This window comes from Pseudomonas sp. MWU13-2100, from assembly GCF_023242365.1.
GTDB lineage: Bacteria > Pseudomonadota > Gammaproteobacteria > Pseudomonadales > Pseudomonadaceae > Aquipseudomonas.
Window position 1 is genome coordinate 67,585 of sequence record NZ_JALLIX010000004.1, and the last position, 23,437, is coordinate 91,021.

General features: G+C 60.4%; 20 protein-coding genes. 14 read left to right on the forward strand and 6 right to left on the reverse strand.

Annotation, left to right across the window (positions count from 1 at the left end; genetic code table 11):
* Positions 1–316: 316 nt before the first annotated feature.
* The 7 genes from dapA (at position 317) to M5B99_RS04535 (ending at position 7,966) form a co-directional block, all read left to right on the forward strand.
* Complete coding sequence (gene dapA, locus M5B99_RS04505) at positions 317–1,198, forward strand: 4-hydroxy-tetrahydrodipicolinate synthase (protein ID WP_248802843.1); 882 nt, start codon at positions 317–319, stop codon at positions 1,196–1,198.
* 10 nt (positions 1,199–1,208) lie between these two features.
* Positions 1,209–2,378: an iron-containing alcohol dehydrogenase gene (locus M5B99_RS04510; protein ID WP_248802844.1), complete on the forward strand. Its 1,170-nt coding sequence runs from the start codon at positions 1,209–1,211 to the stop codon at positions 2,376–2,378.
* Positions 2,375–3,619 (forward strand): four-carbon acid sugar kinase family protein, encoded by a 1,245-nt coding sequence (locus M5B99_RS04515; RefSeq protein ID WP_248802845.1) that lies wholly within the window; start codon positions 2,375–2,377, stop codon positions 3,617–3,619. Before M5B99_RS04510 ends, M5B99_RS04515 begins: the two co-directional genes overlap by 4 nt.
* Before the next feature lie 15 nt (positions 3,620–3,634).
* The gene (pdxA, locus tag M5B99_RS04520) at positions 3,635–4,648 is read left to right on the forward strand and encodes a 4-hydroxythreonine-4-phosphate dehydrogenase PdxA (protein ID WP_248802846.1); all 1,014 of its coding nucleotides are present in this window, start codon (positions 3,635–3,637) and stop codon (positions 4,646–4,648) included.
* Positions 4,649–4,704: 56 nt separating this feature from the next.
* Positions 4,705–5,655, forward strand: coding sequence for a phosphoglycerate dehydrogenase (locus M5B99_RS04525; protein ID WP_248802847.1), 951 nt, complete (start codon positions 4,705–4,707; stop codon positions 5,653–5,655).
* A gap of 112 nt (positions 5,656–5,767) precedes the next feature.
* Complete coding sequence (locus M5B99_RS04530; protein ID WP_248802848.1) at positions 5,768–7,075, forward strand: MFS transporter; 1,308 nt, start codon at positions 5,768–5,770, stop codon at positions 7,073–7,075.
* 123 nt (positions 7,076–7,198) lie between these two features.
* Positions 7,199–7,966: a DeoR/GlpR family DNA-binding transcription regulator gene (locus M5B99_RS04535; protein ID WP_248802849.1), complete on the forward strand. Its 768-nt coding sequence runs from the start codon at positions 7,199–7,201 to the stop codon at positions 7,964–7,966.
* Positions 7,967–8,091: 125 nt separating this feature from the next.
* Here the strand turns inward: M5B99_RS04535 and M5B99_RS04540 are convergent, their stop codons facing one another.
* Both M5B99_RS04540 and M5B99_RS04545 read right to left on the reverse strand, forming a co-directional pair.
* Complete coding sequence (locus tag M5B99_RS04540) at positions 8,092–10,716, reverse strand: EAL domain-containing protein (RefSeq protein WP_248802850.1); 2,625 nt, start codon at positions 10,714–10,716, stop codon at positions 8,092–8,094.
* A gap of 60 nt (positions 10,717–10,776) precedes the next feature.
* Entirely contained in the window at positions 10,777–11,100 is a 324-nt protein-coding gene (locus M5B99_RS04545; RefSeq protein WP_248802851.1) for a helix-turn-helix domain-containing protein, read from the reverse strand.
* Positions 11,101–11,200: 100 nt separating this feature from the next.
* Here M5B99_RS04545 and M5B99_RS04550 point away from each other — a divergent pair, with 100 nt between their 5' ends.
* Both M5B99_RS04550 and M5B99_RS04555 read left to right on the forward strand, forming a co-directional pair.
* Positions 11,201–11,854: a glycine betaine ABC transporter substrate-binding protein gene (locus M5B99_RS04550; protein ID WP_248802852.1), complete on the forward strand. Its 654-nt coding sequence runs from the start codon at positions 11,201–11,203 to the stop codon at positions 11,852–11,854.
* Positions 11,832–12,323, forward strand: a complete 492-nt coding sequence (locus M5B99_RS04555) for a GNAT family N-acetyltransferase (RefSeq protein WP_248802853.1) — start codon at positions 11,832–11,834, stop codon at positions 12,321–12,323. Before M5B99_RS04550 ends, M5B99_RS04555 begins: the two co-directional genes overlap by 23 nt.
* Before the next feature lie 24 nt (positions 12,324–12,347).
* On the opposite strand, the gene M5B99_RS04560 is transcribed toward M5B99_RS04555, so the two are convergent.
* Together M5B99_RS04560 and M5B99_RS04565 are read right to left on the reverse strand one after the other, a co-directional pair.
* Positions 12,348–13,622 carry a glucarate dehydratase family protein gene (locus tag M5B99_RS04560; RefSeq protein WP_248802854.1) on the reverse strand — a complete coding sequence of 425 codons (1,275 nt, stop codon included), beginning with the start codon at positions 13,620–13,622 and terminating at the stop codon, positions 12,348–12,350.
* Positions 13,619–15,016 (reverse strand): MFS transporter, encoded by a 1,398-nt coding sequence (locus M5B99_RS04565; RefSeq protein ID WP_248802855.1) that lies wholly within the window; start codon positions 15,014–15,016, stop codon positions 13,619–13,621. The genes M5B99_RS04560 and M5B99_RS04565 overlap by 4 nt, the downstream gene beginning before the upstream one ends.
* A gap of 105 nt (positions 15,017–15,121) precedes the next feature.
* Here M5B99_RS04565 and M5B99_RS04570 point away from each other — a divergent pair, with 105 nt between their 5' ends.
* Positions 15,122–16,024 (forward strand): LysR substrate-binding domain-containing protein, encoded by a 903-nt coding sequence (locus tag M5B99_RS04570; protein ID WP_248802856.1) that lies wholly within the window; start codon positions 15,122–15,124, stop codon positions 16,022–16,024.
* A gap of 19 nt (positions 16,025–16,043) precedes the next feature.
* Here M5B99_RS04570 and M5B99_RS04575 read toward each other — a convergent pair whose 3' ends face one another.
* Positions 16,044–17,231, reverse strand: a complete 1,188-nt coding sequence (locus M5B99_RS04575) for a XylR family transcriptional regulator (RefSeq protein WP_248802857.1) — start codon at positions 17,229–17,231, stop codon at positions 16,044–16,046.
* Positions 17,232–17,384: 153 nt separating this feature from the next.
* Here M5B99_RS04575 and xylA point away from each other — a divergent pair, with 153 nt between their 5' ends.
* From xylA to M5B99_RS04595, 4 genes are all read left to right on the forward strand, one after another.
* Positions 17,385–18,701: a xylose isomerase gene (gene xylA / locus M5B99_RS04580; RefSeq protein WP_248802858.1), complete on the forward strand. Its 1,317-nt coding sequence runs from the start codon at positions 17,385–17,387 to the stop codon at positions 18,699–18,701.
* A gap of 141 nt (positions 18,702–18,842) precedes the next feature.
* Positions 18,843–19,844, forward strand: coding sequence for a D-xylose ABC transporter substrate-binding protein (gene xylF, locus M5B99_RS04585; protein ID WP_248802859.1), 1,002 nt, complete (start codon positions 18,843–18,845; stop codon positions 19,842–19,844).
* Between the two features lie 32 nt (positions 19,845–19,876).
* A complete protein-coding gene (xylG, locus tag M5B99_RS04590; RefSeq protein WP_248802860.1) occupies positions 19,877–21,433 on the forward strand; it encodes a D-xylose ABC transporter ATP-binding protein in 1,557 nt (518 codons plus the stop codon).
* Entirely contained in the window at positions 21,434–22,570 is a 1,137-nt protein-coding gene (locus tag M5B99_RS04595) for a sugar ABC transporter permease (protein ID WP_248802861.1), read from the forward strand.
* A gap of 62 nt (positions 22,571–22,632) precedes the next feature.
* Here M5B99_RS04595 and M5B99_RS04600 read toward each other — a convergent pair whose 3' ends face one another.
* A complete protein-coding gene (locus M5B99_RS04600) occupies positions 22,633–23,346 on the reverse strand; it encodes a LuxR family transcriptional regulator (RefSeq protein ID WP_248802862.1) in 714 nt (237 codons plus the stop codon).
* Positions 23,347–23,437 lie beyond the last annotated feature (91 nt).

Genomic DNA, 23,437 nt, shown 5'->3' on the forward strand with positions numbered 1-23,437 from the left:
TCAGAACAGGCACGTATTGCGCCAGCCTACGCCGTGCCGGCAAGAGCCACTGCGATGCAGGCACAAATCCAGGCCGGCAGCCCCCTTCTCGACATACGAAGCCCGTCAAGCCAAGCGCCGTGCGTTCATGCGCTCTTCAAAGACCTGAGCGCCCCTCCTCGGGCGCCGGGCAAAAAAATGATCGATTCAAGCAAAGCAACCCCAATACTCAGCCACGAAAAAGCTAATTAATGATTTTTTCAGTCATTAACTCTTGCTAATCACGATCACTTCAATCACTCTCGTTCCAATTACAACAAAACGAGAGACCCTCTTCATGAAATTCCACGGCATCGTTCCCGCTTTAGTCACCCCGTTTACCGCCGACCAGCGTTTGGACGAAAAGGCCCTGCGCGGCCTGGTCGAAAGCCTGATCGAAGCCGGTGTTCATGGCCTGTTCGTGCTGGGCACCAACGGCGAATTTTTTGCCCTGTCCGATGAAGAAAAACTCGAAATCGTCCGTATCACCCTCGACGCCTCGGCGGGCCGTTTGCCCGTAATGGTCGGTACCGGGGCGTTCAGCACCCACGAAGTGATTGAAATGAACAAACGCGTCGAAGGCATGGGCGCCGATGCGTTGTCCGTTATCACCCCATACTTCAATGCCGTCAGCCAAGCAGAACTGATCAAGCATTACGAAGCCATCGGTAACGCCACCTCGTTGCCGGTGATGATGTACAACATTCCGGCCAAGACCGGCATGTCCATCGGTATGGGCGCCGTGGCCACCTTGTCGCAACATCCACAGATCAAAGGCATCAAGGACAGTGCCGGCAACTTCGACAACCTGGTGCAGATGATCAAATACCGCAGCGACGACTTCGCGGTATTCGCCGGCACTGACTCCCTGATCTACTGGAACCTGCTGGCCGGCGGCGACGGTGCCGTGGCCGCCACCGCCAATGCCGTGCCTCATGTGGTCATGTCCATCTGGAATCAGTTCCAGGCCGGCAACCATGACGCCGCCAAAGCCGCCCAGGAACTATTGCGTCCGCTGCGCGATGCTTTCGCCCTGGGCACCATGCCCTCTGTGCTGAAAAAAGCTACCGACCTGTTGAACGTGCCGGTCGGCCCCTGCCGCGCGCCGGTTACGTCCCTCGATGCGGCGACCACGCAAAAACTCGAAGAGATCCTGGCTGTTTACCACCAAAACGCCTGAGGGGGCTGACATGTCCGCGACCTATCACTTCCAGACCGTCAAGAACATCATCCACGGCCCCGGCAGCCTGGAGCAGTTGGGCGAAAAACTTTATCTACTGGACACCCCGCTCAAGCAGGTGCTGCTGGTCACCCAGCAGTCCATGCACCGCCTCGGTGTCACCGCGAAGATCAAAGAGCAGCTCACCAGACGTGGCATCGCCGTGCAGACGATTGATAACGTCGAAATCGAACCGACCCTGGAAAACATCGAGCGGGTCTTTCACGAGCAGGTCGCCCCCTTTGCACCGGACGCGTTGATCGCCGTGGGCGGCGGCAGCGTGCTCGATGCGGCCAAGCTGTTCGCCGTGATGCTGACCAACGATACCCCGCTCAAGGCGCTGCTCGGGATCGACAAGGTGGGCAACCCCGGCAAGCCGATGGTGCTGATTCCGACCACCTCGGGCACCGGCTCCGAAGTCACGCCCAACGCCATCGTTACCTTGCCCGACGAAGAATTGAAGATCGGTGTCGTCAGCCGTCACTTGCTGCCAGACCTGGTGATCCTCGACCCGTTGCTGACCCTGAGCCTGCCCAAGGCGATCACCGCCGCTACTGGCATGGATGCGTTTACCCACTCCCTGGAATCGTTTATTTCCACCAAGGCCAACCCCATCAGCGACACCTTTGCCCTGGAATCCATGCGCCTGATCGCCGGCAGCATCGTCGAGGCCTATCAACAGCCCGACTCGGTGCGGGCCCGTGGCGATATGCTGCTGGGTTCGATGTACGGCGGCCTGGCACTGACCGGAGCCGGCACCGCCGCCGTGCATGCCCTGGCCTATCCGCTGGGCGGCAAGTTCCATGTCACCCATGGCGTCGCCAACGCGATGCTGCTGCCCCATGTCATGGCCTTCAACCTGGACAGCTGCGCCGGTCGCCTCAAACGCGCCGCCTGTATCTGTGGCGTAGCCCTGGAAAGCGACAGCGACGAAGCGGCCGCCGGCAAACTGATCGAACAGATCAGCGAGTGGACGGCGACCCTGAACATTCCGCAGAACCTGCGCGAATTCGGCGTGGCCGAAGAGCATCTGGCCGACATGGCGGTGGCCGCGTCGAAGGTGACGCGCTTGATGGCGAACAACCCCAAGGCCCTCAGCCTCGACGATATCCAGCAGCTTTATGGGTGCCTGCTGCCATGAGCACCACGCCCATGCCACGCCTGCTGATCATTGCCGATGACCTTTCCGGGGCGGCTGACTGCGCCGCCGACTTCGCCGGGCGTATGGTCACGCAGGTGATTCTCAGCCACGTCGGGCTGGAGGTCGGCGCGTCGCTGGGCACGGAGGTGATCGCCCTCGATCTCGACTCCCGGCGCCTCGATGCGCAAGCCGCCGCCGCGGCCCATCGCGATGTATTGAGGATGGCGCAGGTGGCTGAGCTGCCACTGTACAAAAAGATCGACTCCACCTTGCGCGGCAATGTGGCAAGCGAAGTGGCCGCGTTGCAAGCCCTTCGCGGCATGGCTTTGGTGGCGCCGGCGTTTCCGTTGATGGGCAGGACCACCGTGGACGGGGTTCAACACCTCGATGGCGTTCCCGTCGATCAAACCGACGTCTGGCGCAATGAGCGCCTCGCGGGCACGGCCAATCTGCTGGAGCAGTTGAGTACCCAAGGTCTGCGCTGTGCGTCGCTGTCTCTTGATGCCGTACGCGACACAGAGCGATTGCAGGCCGATCTGCTCAGGCATTTGGTCGCCGGGGTACAGGCACTGGTGTGTGATGCGCAAACCGAGACGGACCTGGCGAATATCGCCCAGGCGTCGGCGGCGCTGCATACGCGGCTGTTCTGGGTCGGCTCCGCCGGACTGGCCCGACACCTGCCACAGGCGTTGGGTTTTGCGCCGGTCTCACCTCGGTTGAATGGTCCGATCAACGGACCGGTACTGAGCGTGGTGGGCAGTATGTCCTGTCACTCCCAGGTGCAAGCCGACTACCTGGCTGAACACAGCGATCAACTGCGCGTGCGCCTTGCCCCTGCCACCTTGTGCGCGGGACCGGCGACGGCCGAATGGCTATCCATCGCCGCCACAATCGAGACGGCCCAGCAACAGGGTCGGCATGTGCTGGTCAGCCTGCAACAGGGGCACCGCGATCCCGGCCTGGCCGCGCAGTTGAGTACCGCCCTGGCCCAATTGCTCCAGCCCGCCCTGCTCCGCTCTGGCGCGCTGATCGCCACCGGTGGCGAAACCGCCCGCGCCATGCTCGGGGCCGCCGGCATTCAGCGCCTGGACCTTCAGGGCGACCTGGCCCCCGGTGTGGTCTTCTCCCGCGCCCGCTGGCGTGGACGTGAGCTGGCCGTCGTCACCAAAGCTGGCGGCTTCGGCCAGCCCAGCAGCCTTTTCGATGCCTGGCGGCAATTGACCGCCACGCCGCACCCCTAACAAAGGAAGACCACTATGTCTGAGCGTCCCGTTATCGGCATCACCATGGGCGATGCCACCGGCGTCGGTCCGGAAATCATCATGAAATGCCTGGCTCACGCCGCGCTGTACGAAACCTGCCGGCCGCTGGTGATCGGCGATGCCGCTCGACTGGCCGATGCCAACCGTATTGTCGGCGGCAGCCTGAAAGTGAACAGCATTGAACGCCCCGCTCAGGCACGCTTTGAGCACGGTGTCGTCGACTGCATCGACCTGGGGCTTATTCCCGCCGATCTGCCCTACGGCAAGCTGTCGGCTATCGCCGGCGATGCCGCCTTCCGTTACATCGAGCGTACGGTGCAACTAGCCGAAGCCAGTGAGCTGGATGCCATTTGCACCGCGCCGCTGAACAAGGAAGCCTTGCATGCGGGCGGCCATATTTTCCCAGGCCACACTGAGCTGCTAGCGCACCTGACCGGCATCGAAGAGGTCTCGATGATGCTGATGACGCCGACGCTGCGGGTCATTCACGTCACCACCCATATGGGCATTATCGATGCCATCGCCAAGATCGAGCCCGGCCTGGTGAAACGCACCATTGAGCGCGCCCGCGAAACCCTCGTACGCGCCGGTATCGAAGACCCACTGATCGCGGTCTGTGGCATCAACCCCCATGCCGGGGAAAACGGCTTGTTCGGTTACGGCGAGGAAGCCACCAAGATCCAGCCTGCCATCGACGAGCTGCATGCGCGCGGCTGGCGTGTGGAAGGACCGCTGCCGGCGGACACCCTGTTCTTCCGCGCCGGGCGCGGTGACTTCGATGCGGTGGTTGCGATGTATCACGACCAGGGCCATGGCCCGGTAAAAGTCATGGGCCTTGAAGCCGGGGTGAATGTCACGGTCGGCCTGCCGGTGATCCGCACCTCCGTCGACCACGGCACCGCCTTCGACATTGCCGGGAAGGGGATTGCCGACGAACGCAGCCTGACCGAAGCGATGCGCCAGGCCGTGGAGCTGGCCGCCCACAAGCGCAGCCGTACGGCGGCCTGATTGCCCACGAACGCCTGAGTCAGCAAAACCTATAAAAACAATATGAGGACATCACCATGAAAATCGTCTGCACCTCACCGTCTTTTGCCAAGTATTCGACGGTCCCCCTGACATTGCTGGGCGAGCAGGCCGTCGAATGCGTCAACCTGCCGGCCGACATCGGCGAAGACGAGTTCATTGCCCAGGCCAAGGGCGCACAAGCGGCCATCGTCGCCTTCAACAGCATCAACGCCCGCGTGCTCGATGCACTGCCCGAGCTGCGTATCGTCTGCAAGCACGGCGTCGGCGTGGATAACATCGACCTGCCCGCCGCCCGTAAACGCAAGGTGTGGATCTGCAATGTCCCGGACTCCAACAAGCATGCGGTGGCGGACTACACCTTTGCCCTGCTGCTGGCCTCGGCCCGCAAGATCGCGCTGGCCGATCAACAGACCAAAGCCGGTGAATGGCCGCGTTTGTTCGGCGCCGATGTCCACGGCAGGACCCTGGGCATCATCGGGCTGGGCAATATCGGCAAGGAGGTCGCGCGGCGCGCGGCAGGCTTCTCGATGCAGGTGATCGCCCATGATCCCTACCCGGACCAGGTCTTTGCCGAGGCCAACGGTATTCGGTTGGTGGCGTTGGACGCGCTGCTGGCCGAAGCCGATTACGTCACGCTGCATATCGGCCTGAATGACGCGACCCACCACCTTATCGGTGCCGAACGCCTGGCCTTGATGAAACCGCACGCCCACCTGATCAATGCCGCACGGGGCGGCATTATCGATGAAAACGCCTTGTTTGCCGCGCTGCAAAACGGCCGCCTCGGTGGTGCCGCGCTGGACGTTTTCGAAGAGGAACCGGCCACCCGCCACCCACTCTATGCCCTGCCGAACGTGATCGCCTCACCACATATCGCCGGCTACACGCCAGGGGCACTGGACATTCTGAGCCTGACTTGCGTGCGCAACATTGTCGCGGTGCTGAAAGCCAATGCACGCCCCGAACACGTGGTGAACGGCCTCTAGCTCGTCCGCGCCGCCGACCTCAAGCCACTCAATGTGCTAGGCCATCCGGCCTGCCGTGGGCGCAATCACGCTGTTGCCGAACACCCCGAACACCGAACCCGGAGTTGGAACCATGCATAACAATAATAAGGCTTCCTCGGTACGTTGGCTGATCGCCGGATTGATGTGGACCGCCATTGCGGTCAATTACATCGACCGTGTCGTGCTTTCCGCCGCCGCCCCCATCATCAGTAAAGAGTTCGCCCTGAATACCGCGGAAATGGGCCTGATCATGTCGGCGTTTTTCTGGTCCTACGCCCTGCTGCAGTTGCCGGCAGGTTGGTTGGCCGACCGTTTCGGCCAGAAACTCACCCTCGGCGGCGCGGTACTGTGGTGGTCGGTGGCCACCGCCATGACCGGCCTGGCAAACGGCTTCAATTCCTTGTTCGCGCTGCGGGTCGGCCTGGGCGTGGGTGAAGCGGCGGCCTATCCGAGCAACGCCGGGATCTCCTCGCGCTGGTTTCCGGATAAGGAGCGCGCCACCGTCGCGGGCATCTTCGACAGCGGCTCGAAATTCGGCGGCGCGATCGCCATGCCCTTGATCGTCTGGCTGATCGCCCTGGTGGGCTGGAAGATGACGTTTGTCCTGAGCGGCTCCATCGGAATTGTCTGGGCACTGGTCTGGTTTGCTTTTTACAAAAACGATCCCGAACAGCACAGCGGGGTCAACGCAGCCGAACTGAAGTACATCCGCGAAGGCCAGCGGCGCCAGGAAGGCACCGGCGACAAGCCGACAATGCGCTGGTACGACCTGCTGCGCTACCGCAACGTCTGGGCCATGTGCCTGGGGTTTTTCTTCATCAACTACAACTCGTACTTCTTTATCACCTGGCTGCCCACCTATCTGGTGAAAGAGCGTGGCATGGACCTGATCTCCATGGGCTTCGTCGCGGCGCTGCCATTGCTGATCGCCATGCTGGTGGAAATCTTTGCCGGCTGGCTGTCCGACCGTATCTACCGCCAGGGGCGCTGGTCATTGACGCGGATTCGCAAGACCTTCCTGGTGGCCGGCCTGTTGATGGCCTCCTGCATCGGCTTCGCCGCCTTCGCCGAGTCGTCGTGGCTGGCCATCGTCCTGCTGTGCATCGCCAAGTCCGGCACCACGGTCGCGGCCACTCAGGTCTGGGCCCTGCCCGGCGATGTCGCGCCACGGGGCATGACCTCGATGCTGGCCGGCCTGCAGAATACCGTGTCGAACATGGGCGGCGTGGTCGGTCCGATCATCACCGGGTTTATCGTCGCCGCCACGGGGTCCTTCATTCCCGCCCTGCTGTTTTCCGCCGGATTGATTGTCGTGGCCATTCTCAATTATCTGTTTCTGCTGGGTGATGTCGAACCGATCCAGGAGCTGCCGCAAGCCCCGAGCCCGCAACCCGTCTGAACCCTTGATCGATAAAACGCTCGGACGCTCAGGGCGTTTTACCCGCTGACTTTCCCGGGCGACCTTTTACGGCCTCGTTGAAAAACCGTATAAAGGCACTCGGGCCAGATCTCCAGGACATCCATGAAAGTTGCCACACGCCGCCAAGCCATTCTGAACCTCGTGCTGTCAGGCACTGCGAACGTCGAGGAGTTGTGCCTGCATTTCGGCGTCTCCGAGGCCACGATGCGCCGGGACCTCACCGCCTTGGCGGAAGAAGGACTGATCTTGCGCACCTATGGCGGGGCCGCCCATGTCGGCCTGCGTGAGCCGGAGACCTCCGTCGAGGAACGGCGCTATCAGCACAGCCAGGAAAAGCTCGCCATTGCGCGTGCGGCGCTGGCCCATGTGCGGGACAACGACACGCTATTGCTCGATGGCGGCACCACGACCTGTGCATTAGCGGAGCTATTGGTGGCGCGGCGCGGTTTGCATGTGATCACCAACAATATCCTCGCACTGCCGGCCCTGGCTCGGCTTCCGGAGGCCAAGATCACCCTGCTCGGTGGCGAACTGCGGGCCTCCAGCATGTCGACCTTCGGTGCCGCCGCGCAGGCAACCTTGGAGCACTTGAGTGCCGACAAGATCTTTCTCAGCGCCGATGGTGTTGTGGCCGAATTGGGGCTCTGCGAAGCCAGTGCCGATCAGGCTTACCTCAAGGCCAACATGATCGGGCGCTCGGCCCAAGCCTTCGTGTTGGCTGACGCGACAAAACTGGGGCGCGCACTCCAGCAACACTGGTCGCCCCTGAAAGGGCCGTGGACGCTGATTACCGACTCGCTGGCGGATGAGTCGCTGCTGGCGCCGTTCCGGGTCAACAAACTGATCAGCATTGAAATAGCCAACGACTGACTGTTTCTATAACAAGGCCAAGGCGTCCGCACCTGCAGCAATGCGAAACGGCGCTGATGGGGCGTTGGCCGCCCGCCCCGGGAGTACCAGGCTCACGCGTTATGCGCAGAGCGAGGCGGACCCGCTCATGGCCGGCTGAGGTTATCCGTGATCGCCGTCACCACCATGCAGCCCTCGTCCACGCAACGTTCGGTGTCACCCGCCATGACCCATTGTGCAAACGCCTCACCCGGCAGCGGGATCGAGAACAAATAGCCTTGCCCGACTTCATAGCCCTGCGCCATGAGGATGTCGCGCTGGGCGACCTGTTCAATGCCTTCAGCCACCACGTGCAAGCCAAGCCCCTTGCCGATGCCAATGACGGACTCACTCAGGGCGCGGCAGGAAGCATCGCGCTCCAGGTCGTCGACGAAGCTCTTGTCCAGTTTCAACTCGCTGATCGGTAGGCGCCGCAAATACCCCAGGCTGGAGTAGCCGGTACCAAAGTCATCGATGGCCAGGCGCACGCCCAAGGCGTGCAAATCGCGCAGGGTTTGCTCGGTACCTGCGCTATTGGACAGCAAGACGCCCTCGGTCAACTCTACACACAGGTCGCTCGGCTGCAAGTCGCAAAATTGCAATTGCCGGTCGATCAACTCGGCCAAATTGCGATTGTGGAAGTTGATCGGCGACAGGTTGATCGACAAGGAAGGGATCCCCAACCCTTGCCGACGCCACTGCGCCAGTTGCTCGCACGCTTGCTCCAGTACCCATTGACTCAGCGCATTGATCAGCCCGCACTCCTCGGCCAGAGGAATGAACCGGTCGGGCCCGATAGGGCCCAGCGTCGGATGCACCCAACGCGCCAGCGCTTCGGCCCCCACCAGTCGTCCGCTGCGCAGATTCACCTGCGGCTGATAAACCAGATACAGCTCATCGCAGGCTAAGGCCCTGCGCAAGTCCGTCTCCAGCATCAAGCGCTCCTGGGCGGTCTTGTTCATCTCCTCGAGAAAGAAACTGAAGCTGCCGCGTTCGACTCGCTTGGCCTGGTACATGGCGATATCGGCGCAATGCAGCAGGCTTTCCATATCCTGCCCATCCCTGGGGAACAGGCTGATGCCGATACTGGCCGACAACACCACGCAAGTCCCGGCAACGGTGGCCGGGACGCTGAGGGTCAGCAGCAGCCGCTCAAGAAAGAACGTGACCTGGGTCGCGCCCATCCGTGGCAACACCAGCACGAACTCATCTCCGGACAAACGCCCGACAATGTCCGACTCCCGCAGCACACTGCGCAGCCGTTGCGCCATGACTTGCAGCAGTTCGTCCCCCGAGGCGTGCCCCAGGGCATCGTTGATCTGCTTGAAACGGTCCAGGTCGACAAAGAGTACCGCCAGTTCGGTCTGCTCTTCAGCCGCTTCAAGCAGGGTCCGCTCGGCCTGGGCCAAGAGGAAATTACGATTGGGCAAGCCGGTCAGGGCATCATAAAAGGCCAGCCGCAGAATGGACTGCCGGGCCTCTTCCCGCTCCAGCGCCAGCAGGCACAGGTGGATACCTGCCGTCACCAGATGGGTATGAAGAGGATCAGGTCCACGAGGTTCCCTGAAGTAGAGCGCAAAGGTCGCCGCGACCCGTCCCGCAGCGTTGTGCACCGGAAACGACCAGCACGCCCGGAAACCCGACTGTTGCGCCAGGACCCTGTAGTCGGCCCAGAGCGGATCGTGGAGGATGTCCGTCACCAGAACCGGCTCGCCCCGGTAGGCCGCCGTGCCACAGGAGCCACTGGCCGGACCGGCTGACAGGCCCTCAATCGCCCTGGAGTAGTCCGGCGGCAAACCCGGGCTGGCCAAGGGGTGCAGGATTCCGCTCTTGTCCACACTGAGGATCGAAACCGCGACCTCGGGGGCAATGTGTTCAATCTCCTGGCACAGCAAGGTCAACACGCTCTCCAGCGACGCCTCTTTCAACAGCGCGCCGATGATTTTGTCCTGCAACACCTCATGCAGCTTTGTCCGGGTAATGTCGGTCAACACGATCACGATGTTTTCGACCTTGCCCCGGGCATCGAACACCGGCGTCGAGGAAACATGCAGCCACAGCCGTTGGCCATTACGCTTACCGATCAGCGCGCTGGTTTCATTGGATTGACCGCCGAGGAGTTTTTCCAACACCTGCTGTGCATTCGCCTCGGCTTGGGTACCCGGGGTAAAGAATATCAGCAGTGACTGACCGATCACCTCTTCACGGGAATAGCCCAACAACCGAACGAACCCGTCATTGACATAAATGAGGTCGCCATTCGCATCGGCGATACAGGTGGCCGAACGGGTGGCATTGACGGATATCGAGAGCAGGCGGTGCTCGATGTCCTTCAAGCGTGCCTGGGTGATGTCCTTGAGAAAGGCGGCGTAGAGAATGCGGTCCTGCAAGGTGATTTTCGAGATGGACAACGAGCCCCAGCGTTCTTCGCCATCCTTGCGCACAATACGCAGATCCCGGCTGGAGCCGACAATCTTGTTGACCCCGGTCTCGCGGTTGGCGCTGATAAAACCGTCATGTTGGGCATAGACAGCCTGAGGCACCAACGTATTGACGTTGTGGCCCAGCACCTCGTTGCGCGGGCACCCCCAGAGCTGCTCGGCCGCCCCATTGAAGAACACCACGCAGTTGTGATCATCAATGACCACCACTGCATCGATAGCCTGCTCCAGTGTCTGCACGAAAAAGGGTTCCGCTTCTTCGCCACTGATCAATCCGACGCTAGAGTCCATTTTTTTACCACTGACGGATACAAACCGTTCTTGACGTGTCAGTTTAACGGCTCTGTGTATTTACGCTGTAGACCGCCTGAGTTTTTTGCAAAAAAAGTTAAGCCCGCCGGTCGCCGCACACAAGGCACACGCAATGGCTGCCATTTTTTGAGGGGAGGTCATATCACTGGAATCCCCCCTGGCATCTTCGACGAGCATTCGCCCCTCGTCGGTCAAGCTCATGGCACGTGTAGTGCGGTTCAAAAGACTGACGCCGAAATGGGCTGCCAGCGCCGCGAGCCGCTCCGATACGGTGGTCGATGACAGCCCCACCTCGCGCCCCGCCGCCGCGAGGCTGCCTTTCTCAACTATTTGCATGAAAAGCGCGATGTTATCGAGCAGCATTAAACGGATTCTCCGGATTATGTTTCCGTAGATAGCCGGTTTTTCCGTAAAAGACAAACACCTAACCTGACCTCGCCTTCAATAAGCGAGAAACGTTCAAATGACAGCGCACATCCGCATCGGCCATATCGACCTGTCCTTTCATGAGGCAAGCGCCCTGGAGGTCGGTCGTGTCCTCATCGAACAGGGTCACACGGTGAGCTATGCCTCGGCCGCTCACGAGGCGGCATTCGAAATGCTGGGACGTGGCGAAGTCGACACCCTTGCATCCGCCTGGCTGCCGTCCAGCCACGAAAAGTATCTTGATCCGCTGCTCGCTCGGGTCGAGAAGGTCACCGTGCTCTATGAGCCCTATTGCATCTGGGGAGTCCCGGACTTCGTAGCGGTGACTGACGTGAAAAGCATTGAGGATCTTCTGCGAGAACCCGCTTTAAGCCGTATGGAACGTTTGATCCAAGGCATAAATCCGGGTGCTGGCATCAGCCGGTTTTCGACTGAAATGATCGCTGATCGTGCGCAACGACGCCCGCGAACGAATGGGTACTCGCGCGATGGAAGCGCTGTCGCGGCTCTACATCGGCAACTCGAAGTTGAGCGCCCTCGAGGACGCGTTGCGCAAACAGGCTTCCAGCTGACCACCGCGGTATATTCATCTCTGGACCGTAGCTGGGTTTTCTCTAAGATAGTCTCTGCCCTCTCCGTCGATCCCCACCCAACAACCAGGAATTGCAATGTCCACCCTCAGCTTTCGTAATGCCGTGCCGTCAGACGCTGCGCGCTGCTATCAAATCGAGTCCTGCGCCTACGAAGGCGACGAAGCCGCGACCCTGGAGAAGATTTCCACGCGCATCGGCCAATACCCGCAGGGTTTTCTGATTCTGGAGGATGGCGGTGAAGTCATCGGTTTCATCAACAGTGGCTGCGCCCACGAGGTGGTGATGTCCGATGAGGCCTTCAAGGAGCTGGTGGGGCATTCAGCCGATGCACCAAATATCGTGATCATGTCCGTGGTGCTGGATCCCGCGCAGCAGGGCAAAGGTCACTCCACGCGGATGATGGGCGAGTTCGTCCAGCGCATGAAGGCGCTGGACAAGAAAACCATCCACCTGATGTGCAAGGAGCAGCACGTGGCGCTGTATCAGCGCATGGGCTATCGCTACGTGCGGCCCTCGCCTTCCGACCACGGCGGGATGGCCTGGCATGAGATGGTCATGGAGCTCTAACGCCTGCTCACCCTGTACCCGAGATCAAAAACGCGGCTTGAGCGCCTTCCAGTCCGGCTTGTAACGCTGCATCTGCCGCACGTCATCGCGCTGGCGGATACCGCAGCTCAAGTACTGGTCATGCAGCTTGCCCAACTGGTCGTGATCCAGCTCAAGACCCAACCCGGGGGCGCGGGTAATTTTCACGCAGCCGTCGACAATCGGCAGCTTGCCGCCCCTGATCACCTCTTCATCCGGTTCCTGCCAGGGGTAATGGGTATCGCAGGCGTAATCGAGGTTGGGCACCGAGGCCGCGACATGGGCCATGGCCATCAGGCTGATTCCCAAGTGCGAGTTGGAATGCATGGACACCCCCAGACCGAAGGTCTGGCACATCTTGGCCAATACCTGAGTGTCGCGCAGGCCGCCCCAGTAGTGGTGGTCGGCGAGTACGATCTGCACGCTGTCCAAGGCCACGCTGCGGCGAAACTCATCGAAGTCGGTGACCACCATATTGGTCGCCAACGCCAGACCCGTGCGTTTGTGCAGTGCGGACATGCCCTCCAGGCCCGGTGTCGGGTCTTCGTAATATTGCAGGTCATCGCCCAGCAGTTCGGCCATGCGAATCGAGGTTTCCAGGGACCAGTTGCCGTTCGGGTCGATCCGCAGCGGATAACCCGGGAACGCCTTTTTCAGCGCTTTGATACACGAGACCTCATGTTCCGGATCCAGCGTGCCGGCCTTGAGCTTGATGCTCTTGAAACCATAGGTCTCGATCATGCGCCGCGCCTGGGCCACGATCTGCTCCTCGTTCAGGGCTTCTCCCCAACTGTCCGGCTTGTAGGGCGAGTCGACATGCTGGGCGTACTTGAAAAACAGATAGGCGCTGAACGGGATCTCGTCACGGATCGCACCGCCCAGCAGATCCACCAGCGGCACATTCAATGAGTGTGCCTGCAAATCGAGAAAAGCTACTTCGAACGCCGAATAGGCGTTGCTCACCGCCTTGCTGGCGTGGGAACCCGGCGCCAGCTCCGCACCGGCGAGGCGGGTGGTTTTGTTCGCCGCCACAGTGGCCTGCACGATGGCGCGCATTTTATTGAGATTGAACGGGTCGAGGCCGACCAACTGGTCTTGCAGCTGCTGCTGGATCGCCAGCGCCGGGGCATCGCCGTAGCTTTCGCCCAGGCCGATATAACCGTTGTCGCTCTCGATCTCGATGATCGAACGCAGCGCAAAGGGCTCGTGAATACCACTGGCGTTGAGCAACGGCGGATCGCGAAAGGCAATGGGGGTGACGGTGACGCGTTTGATTTTCAAGAGACTGCTCCCTGTGGGCCTAGGCTCAAGGCTTGATGACTGATCGGTGTTTTGGCGGCCGGGCTCTCGGCGGGTTTAGCGGGCTGCGCGCGCGGGGCATTGCCACGGGGAGCAGTACGCACGAAGAAGATCACCACGGCCGCCACCAGCGAGGTGGCCGCCAGGCCATAGAGTCCGCCTTCGATGGAGCCGGTGGTCTGCTCCAGGAAACCGAAGGCGGTCGGCGCGACGAAACCGCCGAGGTTGCCGATGGAGTTGATCAAGGCGATCACCGCCGCGGCGATGCGGGCGTCCAGATAGCCTTGCGGAATCGGCCAGAACAACGCGGAGGCGGCCTTGAAACCGATCGCGGCAAAACAGATGGCGACGAACGCGAAAATCGGCCCACCCGTGGTGGACATGAACATCCCGAACGCGGCAATCACCAGGGTCAATGCCACCCAGGCCTGCTGGTGCTTCCATTTGCTGGCCATGGCAGCGAAACCATACATTGCGACGATCGAGATAAACCACGGAATCGAGTTGAAGAGACCGACGTGGAAGTCGCCGATATTGCCCATTTTCCTGATCATGCTCGGCAACCAGAACGTGGCGCCATATATGGTCAGGGCAATGGAAAAGTAGATGAAACAGAACAACGCGATCTGCCTGTCCGCCAGCAGTTTGAACATCGACGGCTTGACCGTCAGCACGGCTTCGCGAGCCTGCTGTTCCAGTGCAATGGCACCAATCAGCGCGGCCTTTTCTTCTGCGCTCAGCCATCTCGCCTGGTGCGGATGGGACTGCAACCAGAACCAGACAAAACCGCAGAGCACGATGGAAGCAAAGCCTTCAATCAGGAACATCCACTGCCAGCCATGCAGGTTGAATCCGTTGACGCTCAGCAGCGCACCGGACACCGGGCCGGAAATCACCGACGCGATGGCCGAACCGCTGAGAAAGATCGCCATGGCCTTGCCCCGTTCGGTCGACGGCAACCATTGGGTGAAGTAGTAAATGATGCCCGGAAAAAACCCCGCTTCAGCCGCACCGAGCACAAAGCGCAGCACATAGAAGCTGGTTTCGCCGCGCACAAAGGCCATGGCCATGGCCGCCGCGCCCCAGGTGAACATGATGCGCGTCAGCCAGGCCCGCGCACCGTAGCGTTGCAGCAGCATATTGGAGGGGACTTCGAATATCGCGTAACCGATGAAAAACAGCCCGGCACCCAAGCCATAGGCCGCGGCGCCAATGCCCAGGTCGGTTTCCATGTGGCTGCGCACAAAGCCGATGTTGACCCGGTCGATGTAGTTGACGATGAACATCACCACGAACAGCGGCAGCACATGGCGCTTCACCTTGGCCGCGGCTCGGGCCAGCAGATTCGGGTCCGGCGGACTCTGGAGGGTATTCAAGGGCGACTCCCGATCATTGTTTTTTTAGGGACAAACCGATCATGGACGCCAGCATTGATCCCGTCTAATCTAACTTGGCATTCGATTGATACCTGGATTAGATCAATGTTCGAGCTCACCCAACTGCGCTGTTTCACTACCGTGGCGACCGAACTCAACTTCCGTCGCGCCGCCGAACGGCTGAACATGACGCAACCGCCCCTCAGTCGACAGATTCAACTGCTGGAGCACCACCTGGGCGTGGAGTTGTTCACCCGCACGACCCGCAGCGTCGCCCTGACCGCCGCCGGCCGCGCCTTCTTCATTGAGGCGCAGAACTTGCTGGAGCGCGCCCAGCAAGCCGCCGCCAGCGCCCGGCGCTTCGCCGTAGGGGACATCGGTTCGGTCAATATCAGCTTCGTCGGCAGTGCGGTGTACGAATTCCTGCCCAAGGTCATCGCGGAAGCACGGCTCAAACAACCCCATGTCAAAATCGAGCTGTCGGAGATGAACACCTACCAGCAACACGAGGCCCTGCGCGCTCGCCGTATTGACCTGGGCATCGTCCGCGCTCCGTTGCTGGAGCCGGGCTACGCCACCGAGTGCCTGGTACGTGAGCCGTTCGTCTTGGCCGTGCCCAGCAATCACCCGCTGGTCAGCGCTGAAAGCGTGTCCGTCCAGGATCTGGATGAACAACCCTTTCTCATGTATTCCCACGCGGCCTACCCGCCCTTCAATGAACTGCTGACCGGCATGCTCCGCTCGGCTCGCGTCGCCCCGCAGTACGTGCAATGGCTCGGCTCCTCGCTGACGATCCTGGCGCTGGTCAACGCCGGGATGGGTCTGGCCCTGGTGCCGCGCTGCGCCACCAGCGTCGTGTTCAAGAACGTGGTATTTCGCAGCATCGATCTGGGCGAAGGCGTGCAGAGCGAGCTGCATCTGATCTGGCGCGAGAACAATGACAACCCGGCGTTTGCGATGCTGTTGGAGGGGATTCGAAAAGCGGTGCGCGAGGGTTGGGGAGGATGAAATCCGGCCGGCCGTTCGATCAATGAATCGCTACGTGGGCGCCCTGCTGATACTCCCGCGGCGTACAACCGAACTCACGACGGAATACCGTGTGCAGGTATTGCGCCGATTTGAAGCCGCAATTCTGGGCGATATCGGCAATCGCCGAATCGGTGTGTTCCAGTCCGTTGGCCGCCGCCGCCAGCTTGAAGCGCAGAATTTCGTCGTGCACGCTGCAGCCGCGCTCCTTGCGAAAGTGCGACTCCAACGATGAGCGCGACACACCCACGTACCCCGCCACCTGCGCGGTCTTGATGCCCTGGCAGGCGTATTGGCGGATGAAGAGCAGCGCCTGCATGACGTAGGGGTTGCCCAACGGTTGATGCAGACTTGAGGCCTGCACGTTGATCGCATCAGGGGCTATCAGTATCTGCGTACCCGTCGACGGCATGCCGTGCAGCATCTGGTGGAGCAGCTGCGCGGCGGTCCGCCCCATGGTTTCAGTGCCTTGAATCACGGAACTCAACGGCACCCTCGTCAGGCTGCGGGTCAGTGGGTCGTTGTCAATGCCGATCAACGCTACCTGCTCCGGCACGGCGATCCCGGCGGTCAGGCAGGCTTGCAGCAACTGCCGGGCACGCGCGTCACTGACGGCGATGATGCCGATGGGTTTGGGCAAGCTTTGCAACCAGGCGATCTGCTGTTCGACGGCGCTGTCCCAGAGCGGCGCGCTGGTGCCCATGCCGCGATAGACCTCGACAGGCAAGCCATCGCGTTTAAGCAGCCGGCGAAAGGCTTTTTCCCGCTCCTGCGCCCAGCGATTGGCTTGCGCTTCAGGCAGACTGAAACAGGCAAAGCGGGTCAACCCGGCCTCGATCAGATGCTCATAGGCCAATTTCATCAGCGCGTCATTGTCGGTGGCGACATAGGGAATGCCCTTCGGATAGGCGCGCTCATCCTGATAGGAGCCGCCCACCGCCACCACTGGCAACTTGATCCCGGCCAGCGCCTCGCCGATCAGCGGGTCGTCGAAGTCGGCAATGATCCCATCACCCTGCCAGCGCTCGATCCCTTTCAACCGACAGAGAAAATCCTCTTCAAGGAACAGGTCCCAGGATGCGCGGGTGCTGCTCAGGTAGTTGCCGATGCCGCTGATAATGCCGCGATCGTAGATCTTGCTGCCATTGAACAACAGCGCAATGCGGTGGACGGGTGGGACGGTTTTCATTGTTTTGATCCTGGACCGGTCAACACAGACTAGGCGCGCAAACGATGAATCTCAATACTCAAAATCGCACTGCGCATTGGTGATTTTCATAATTTTCAGCCACTGGGCCGTTGCTAGTATCGAGGTACAGCCAAGAACAACAAGGACATTCCAATGCCGTTCTTCCCCGTTGTCGACAAGATTCGCTACGAAGGTCCCAGCAGCGACTCTCCCTTAGCTTTCCGCCACTACGACGCCAACAAGCTGGTCCTCGGCAAACCCATGCGCGAACACCTGCGCATGGCAGCCTGCTACTGGCACACCTTCGTCTGGCCGGGGGCGGATATGTTCGGTGCCGGCGCCTTCAAGCGCCCGTGGCAACACGCCGGGGATCCAATGGAGCTGGCCATCGGCAAGGCCGAAGCAGCCTTCGAGTTCTTCTCCAAACTGGGCATCGACTACTACAGCTTCCACGACACCGATGTCGCCCCGGAAGGCAACTCGCTGAAGGAATACCGCAACCACTTCGCGCAGATGATCGACCACCTGGAGCGCCATCAGGAACAAACCGGGATCAAACTGCTGTGGGGCACCGCCAACTGTTTCAGCAACCCGCGCTTTGCCGCGGGCGCCGCCAGCAACCCCGACCCGGAGGTGTTCGCCTGCGCCGCCGCCCAGGTATTCAGCGCCATGAACGCCACCCAACGGCTTAAAGGGGCCAACTACGTACTGTGGGGCGGTCGTGAAGGTTACGAAACCCTGCTCAATACCGATCTGAAACGCGAACGTGAACAATTGGGCCGCTTTATGCGCATGGTGGTCGAACACAAGCACAAGATCGGTTTCAAAGGCGACCTGCTGATCGAACCCAAGCCCCAGGAGCCGACCAAGCACCAATACGATTACGACAGCGCCACGGTCTTCGGCTTCCTGCATCAGTACGGGCTGGAAAACGAGATCAAGGTCAATATCGAGGCCAACCACGCGACCCTGGCCGGGCACAGCTTCCATCACGAGATCGCGACAGCCGTCTCATTGGGGATCTTCGGCAGCATCGACGCCAACCGCGGCGATCCGCAGAACGGCTGGGACACCGACCAGTTCCCCAACAGCGTCGAGGAGATGACCCTGGCCACCTACGAAATCCTCAAGGCCGGAGGTTTCACCCATGGAGGGTTCAACTTCGACTCCAAGGTCCGTCGCCAGAGCGTAGACGAGGTCGATCTGTTCCACGGCCACGTCGCGGCAATGGACGTCCTCGCCCTGGCCCTGGAGCGCGCGGCGGCCATGGTGCAGAACGATCAACTCCAGCAATTCAAGGATCAACGCTACGCCGGCTGGCAACAGCCGCTCGGCCAAGCGGTGCTGGCGGGTGAGTTCAGCCTCGAATCACTGGCCGAACATGCCTTCAGCCACGAGCTGAATCCGCAGGCCGTCAGCGGTCGGCAGGAGATGCTCGAAGGCGTGGTGAACCGTTTCATCTACTCCTGAGGACAGGCAAGCCCCGGCGTCGCGGTGACATTCTCACGACAAATCCATGCTCGCGGAGCCCTGCGACGCTCTACAGTTCCACCGGCAACTTATGCATCGTCAGGCAGTGTCTTTCAAACAACAATAAAAGGACGCACCATCATGAACCTACTAAAACGCACCCTGCTCGCCAGCGCTCTGGCCCTGCTCTCGCTACCGGCCATGGCCGATGCCGCCCACCCGAAGATCGGTTTCTCCATCGATGACCTGCGTCTGGAACGCTGGTCACGAGACCGTGATTACTTCGTCGCGGCGGCGGAAAAAATGAACGCCAAAGTCTTCGTACAGTCGGCCGATGCCAACGAGCAGAAGCAGATTTCGCAGATTGAAAACCTCATATCCCGTGGTGTCGATGTGATCGTCATCGTGCCGTTCAATGCCACCGTGCTGACCAATGCCGTCGCCGAAGCCAAGAAAGCCGGGATCAAGGTGGTCTCCTACGACCGGCTGATCCTCAACGCCGATATAGACGCCTACATCTCCTTCGATAACGAAAAGGTCGGCGAAATGCAGGCCAACGGCGTGCTGAAAGCCGCCCCCAAGGGCAACTACTTTCTGCTCGGTGGCGCGCCCACGGACAACAACGCCAAGGTCCTGCGCGAAGGTCAGATGAAAGTGCTGCAACCGGCCATCGACAAGGGTGATATCAAGATTGTCGGTCAACAGTGGGTAAAGGAATGGAACCCCACCGAAGCCCTGAGCATTGTTGAAAATGCCCTGACCCGGAACAACAACAAGATCGATGGCATCGTCGCCTCCAACGACGCCACCGCCGGCGGCGCCATCCAGGCACTGGCCGCGCAGCAAATGGCCGGGAAGGTGCCGATCTCAGGTCAGGACGCAGACTTGGCAGCGGTCAAGCGGGTGATCGATGGCACCCAGACGATGACCGTCTACAAGCCGCTGAAACTGATCGCCTCCGAAGCGGCCAAGCTCTCGGTGCAACTGGCGCGCAACGAGAAACCCACCTACAGCTCGCAATACGACAATGGCAGCAAGAAAGTCGACACCATCCTGCTCACCCCGATCCCGTTGACCAAAGACAACATCGACCTGCTGGAAAAGGACGGCTTTTATACCAAGGCGCAGATTGCCGGACAGTGACCCATCGAGCTGTACAGTGTGAGTACCTCGCCATGTCCGACTACCTGCTGCAAATGAACGGCATCGTCAAAACCTTTGGCGGTGTCAAAGCCTTGAATGGCATCGACCTCAAGGTCAAGCCTGGTGAATGCGTGGGGCTGTGCGGCGAGAATGGCGCCGGCAAATCCACGCTGATGAAAGTCCTGTCGGCGGTCTACCCCCATGGCACCTGGGAGGGAGAAATCCTCTGGGACGGGCGGCCCTTCGAGGCGCATTCCATCAGCGACACCGAAGCCGCCGGGATCGTCATCATTCACCAGGAACTGACCCTGGTCCCCGATCTGTCGGTGGCCGAAAACATTTTCATGGGGCATGAGCTGACACTGCCCGGCGGGCGCATGAACTACCCGGCGATGATCCACCGTGCCGAAGCCCTGATGCGTGAACTCAAAGTGCCAGACATGAACGTATCGCTACCGGTTTCACAGTACGGCGGTGGCTACCAGCAACTGGTGGAAATCGCCAAGGCACTGAACAAGCAAGCGCGTCTGCTGATCCTCGATGAACCCTCGTCGGCCCTGACCCGCTCGGAAATCGAGGTGCTGCTGGACATCATTCGCGACCTCAAGGCCAAGGGCGTTGCCTGCGTCTATATCTCCCACAAACTGGATGAAGTGGCCGCCGTGTGCGACACCATTTCGGTGATCCGCGATGGTAAACACATCGCCACTACCGCCATGACGAACATGGACATTGCGCAGATCATCACCCAGATGGTCGGACGGGAAATGAGCAGTCTCTACCCCACTGAACCCCATGACATCGGCGAGGTGATTTTCGAGGCGCGCCATGTCACTTGCTACGACGTCGACAACCCCAGACGTAAACGGGTCGACGATATTTCGTTCGTCCTCAAGCGTGGGGAAATCCTCGGCATCGCCGGGCTGGTCGGCGCCGGACGCACGGAACTGGTGTCGGCACTGTTCGGTGCCTACCCTGGTCGCTATCAGGGTGAGGTCTGGCTGGACGGCCAGCCGATCGACACCCGCACGCCACTCAAAGCCATCCGCGCCGGTCTGTGCATGGTGCCTGAAGACCGCAAGCGCCAAGGCATCATTCCGGACCTGGGGGTCGGCCAGAACATCACCCTCGCCGTCTTGGACAACTACTCGAAAATGACCCGCATCGACGCCGAAGCGGAACTGGGCTGCATCGACAGGGAAATCTCGCGCCTGCACCTCAAGACCGCGAGTCCGTTCCTGCCGATCACCAGCCTCTCCGGCGGCAACCAGCAAAAAGCCGTGCTGGCGAAGATGCTCCTGACCAAACCCCGCGTGCTGATTCTCGATGAGCCCACCCGCGGGGTGGATGTCGGCGCCAAGTATGAGATCTACAAGCTGATGGGAGCGCTGGCGGCCGAAGGCGTGTCGATCATCATGGTGTCCTCGGAACTGGCCGAAGTGCTGGGCGTTTCCGACCGCGTGCTGGTAATCGGCGAAGGCCAGTTACGCGGTGACTTCATCAACCACGAGCTGACCCAGGAACAGGTGCTCACCGCCGCGCTCAACCACCCCGATGACCATAACAATAATGATCGGAAAACCGCGTAGATGAATCAGGTCAAACAATTTTTCACCCGCTACAAAATGCTCGCGCTGGTGATCGCCGTAGCGATTATCTGGCTGTTCTTCAGCTGGCAGACCGACGGCGGGTTTCTTACCCCGCGCAACCTCTCCAACCTGCTGCGGCAGATGTCCATTACCGGGATTCTCGCCTGCGGCATGGTGCTGGTGATCATCAGCGGCGAGATCGATTTGTCGGTGGGGTCATTGCTTGGCCTGCTCGGCGGCCTGGCGGCAATCCTCGACGTGATCTATCACGTACCGCTGTTGGCGAATCTGGGTATTGTCGCCGTCTGCGGATGGATGATTGGCTTGGCAAACGGCTTTATGACAGCCTACCTGCGCATTCCGTCTTTCATTGTGGGCCTGGGGGGCATGCTGGCGTTCCGCGGGATTCTGCTGGGGATCACCGGCGGCACCACCATTGCCCCTGTATCCGCGTCGCTGGTCTATGTCGGCCAGGGTTATTTGCCACACACGGTAGGCGGCGGGCTCGGCGTACTGCTGTTCGCCTTGACACTTTTCCTGACCTGGAGGCAGCGCCGCAATCGTGCCCTCCATGGCCTGGCGGCCCACTCATTGGTTCGTGACGTGTTACGCGTGGTGTTGATCGGCGCGGTGTTGGCCGGGTTCGTCTATACCCTGAACAGCTACGACGGCATCCCGGTTCCGGTGCTGCTTCTGCTGATTTTGCTTGGTCTGTTCAGCTACGTCACCAGCCAGACCGTGTTCGGACGCCGTATCTACTCAGTGGGCAGCAACATGGAAGCCACGCGCCTGTCGGGTATCAACGTGCAGGCCGTCAAGCTGTGGATCTTCGGTATCATGGGCCTTATGTGCGCCCTGGCCGGGGTGGTCAATACCGCGCGCCTGGCCGCGGGCTCACCCTCGGCCGGGAACATGGGCGAACTGGACGCCATCGCCGCCTGCTTCATTGGCGGCACCTCCATGCGCGGAGGCTCGGGCACCGTTTACGGCGCCCTCCTCGGCGCGCTGGTCATCACCAGCCTGGACAACGGCATGTCCATGCTCGATGTCGACAGCTACTGGCAGATGATTGTCAAAGGCAGCATTCTGGTGCTGGCCGTGTGGGTGGACGTGAGCACCCGGACCGGGCGCCGCTGATCGTCTGCCGCCCCTGACATCAAGGCCGTCCACCGGAATTACCGGCGCCGCTCAGCCAGCCCTCAATTAAGCAATCCGAGGATATAAGCTTTAACCGCGGCCTCGGTCTTGTTGGCCGCATTCAACTTGCGCATGGTATTGACCAGATGAAATTTTACGGTGCGCGCATCAATCGACAGGACGCAGCCAATCTCACTGTAGGTCTTCCCGATAGCCGTCCATTTCAGCACCTCCTGCTCACGCGAGGTCAGTTCTTGAGTGGCTTCGGGCACCCACTTGGGGGTGATCAAGTTAGCCATCGTGGAGTGCACATTCATCGCGACCCACATCATTTTTTCTTCATTCGACAGCATTTCCTTTTCGCTCAAGCGATCGGCCGAGCGCATCAAGGACAATAAGCCGATCGAACCAAAACCGCCATGTACCGGCATGCTCCAACCGTTACATAACCCTGCCTGTTGCGCCTCTTCCCAAAACTCCGGTCGTCCAATCGGATTGGTCGCGGACCAGATCAGTGGAGTGCTATTTCTCAACCCGTGCTGGACCGTAGGATCGATTGCAAAATAATTATTACTGACGTACTTCTCTTCCCAGCCTTTCGGAAAATCCGACAAGAGATAAAAACCAGGATCAGTGACGGGAATAGGTATACGCATGCCATAGGAGCAATGTTCAAACCCCAGCTCGGACGTTATCTGCTTCAACCCTTCAAACAGAACAAGCTCGGACTTTGATTCCGTGCACAAGTTAAAAATCCTTTCGCGAAACTCGTCCAAAATTCTCATCCTGTTACACATTGGCACTGAGGTGCCATTCCAACCCCGTGACACAGTGCGTAGGATTCTCCATCGTGCCCCTATCACGGCA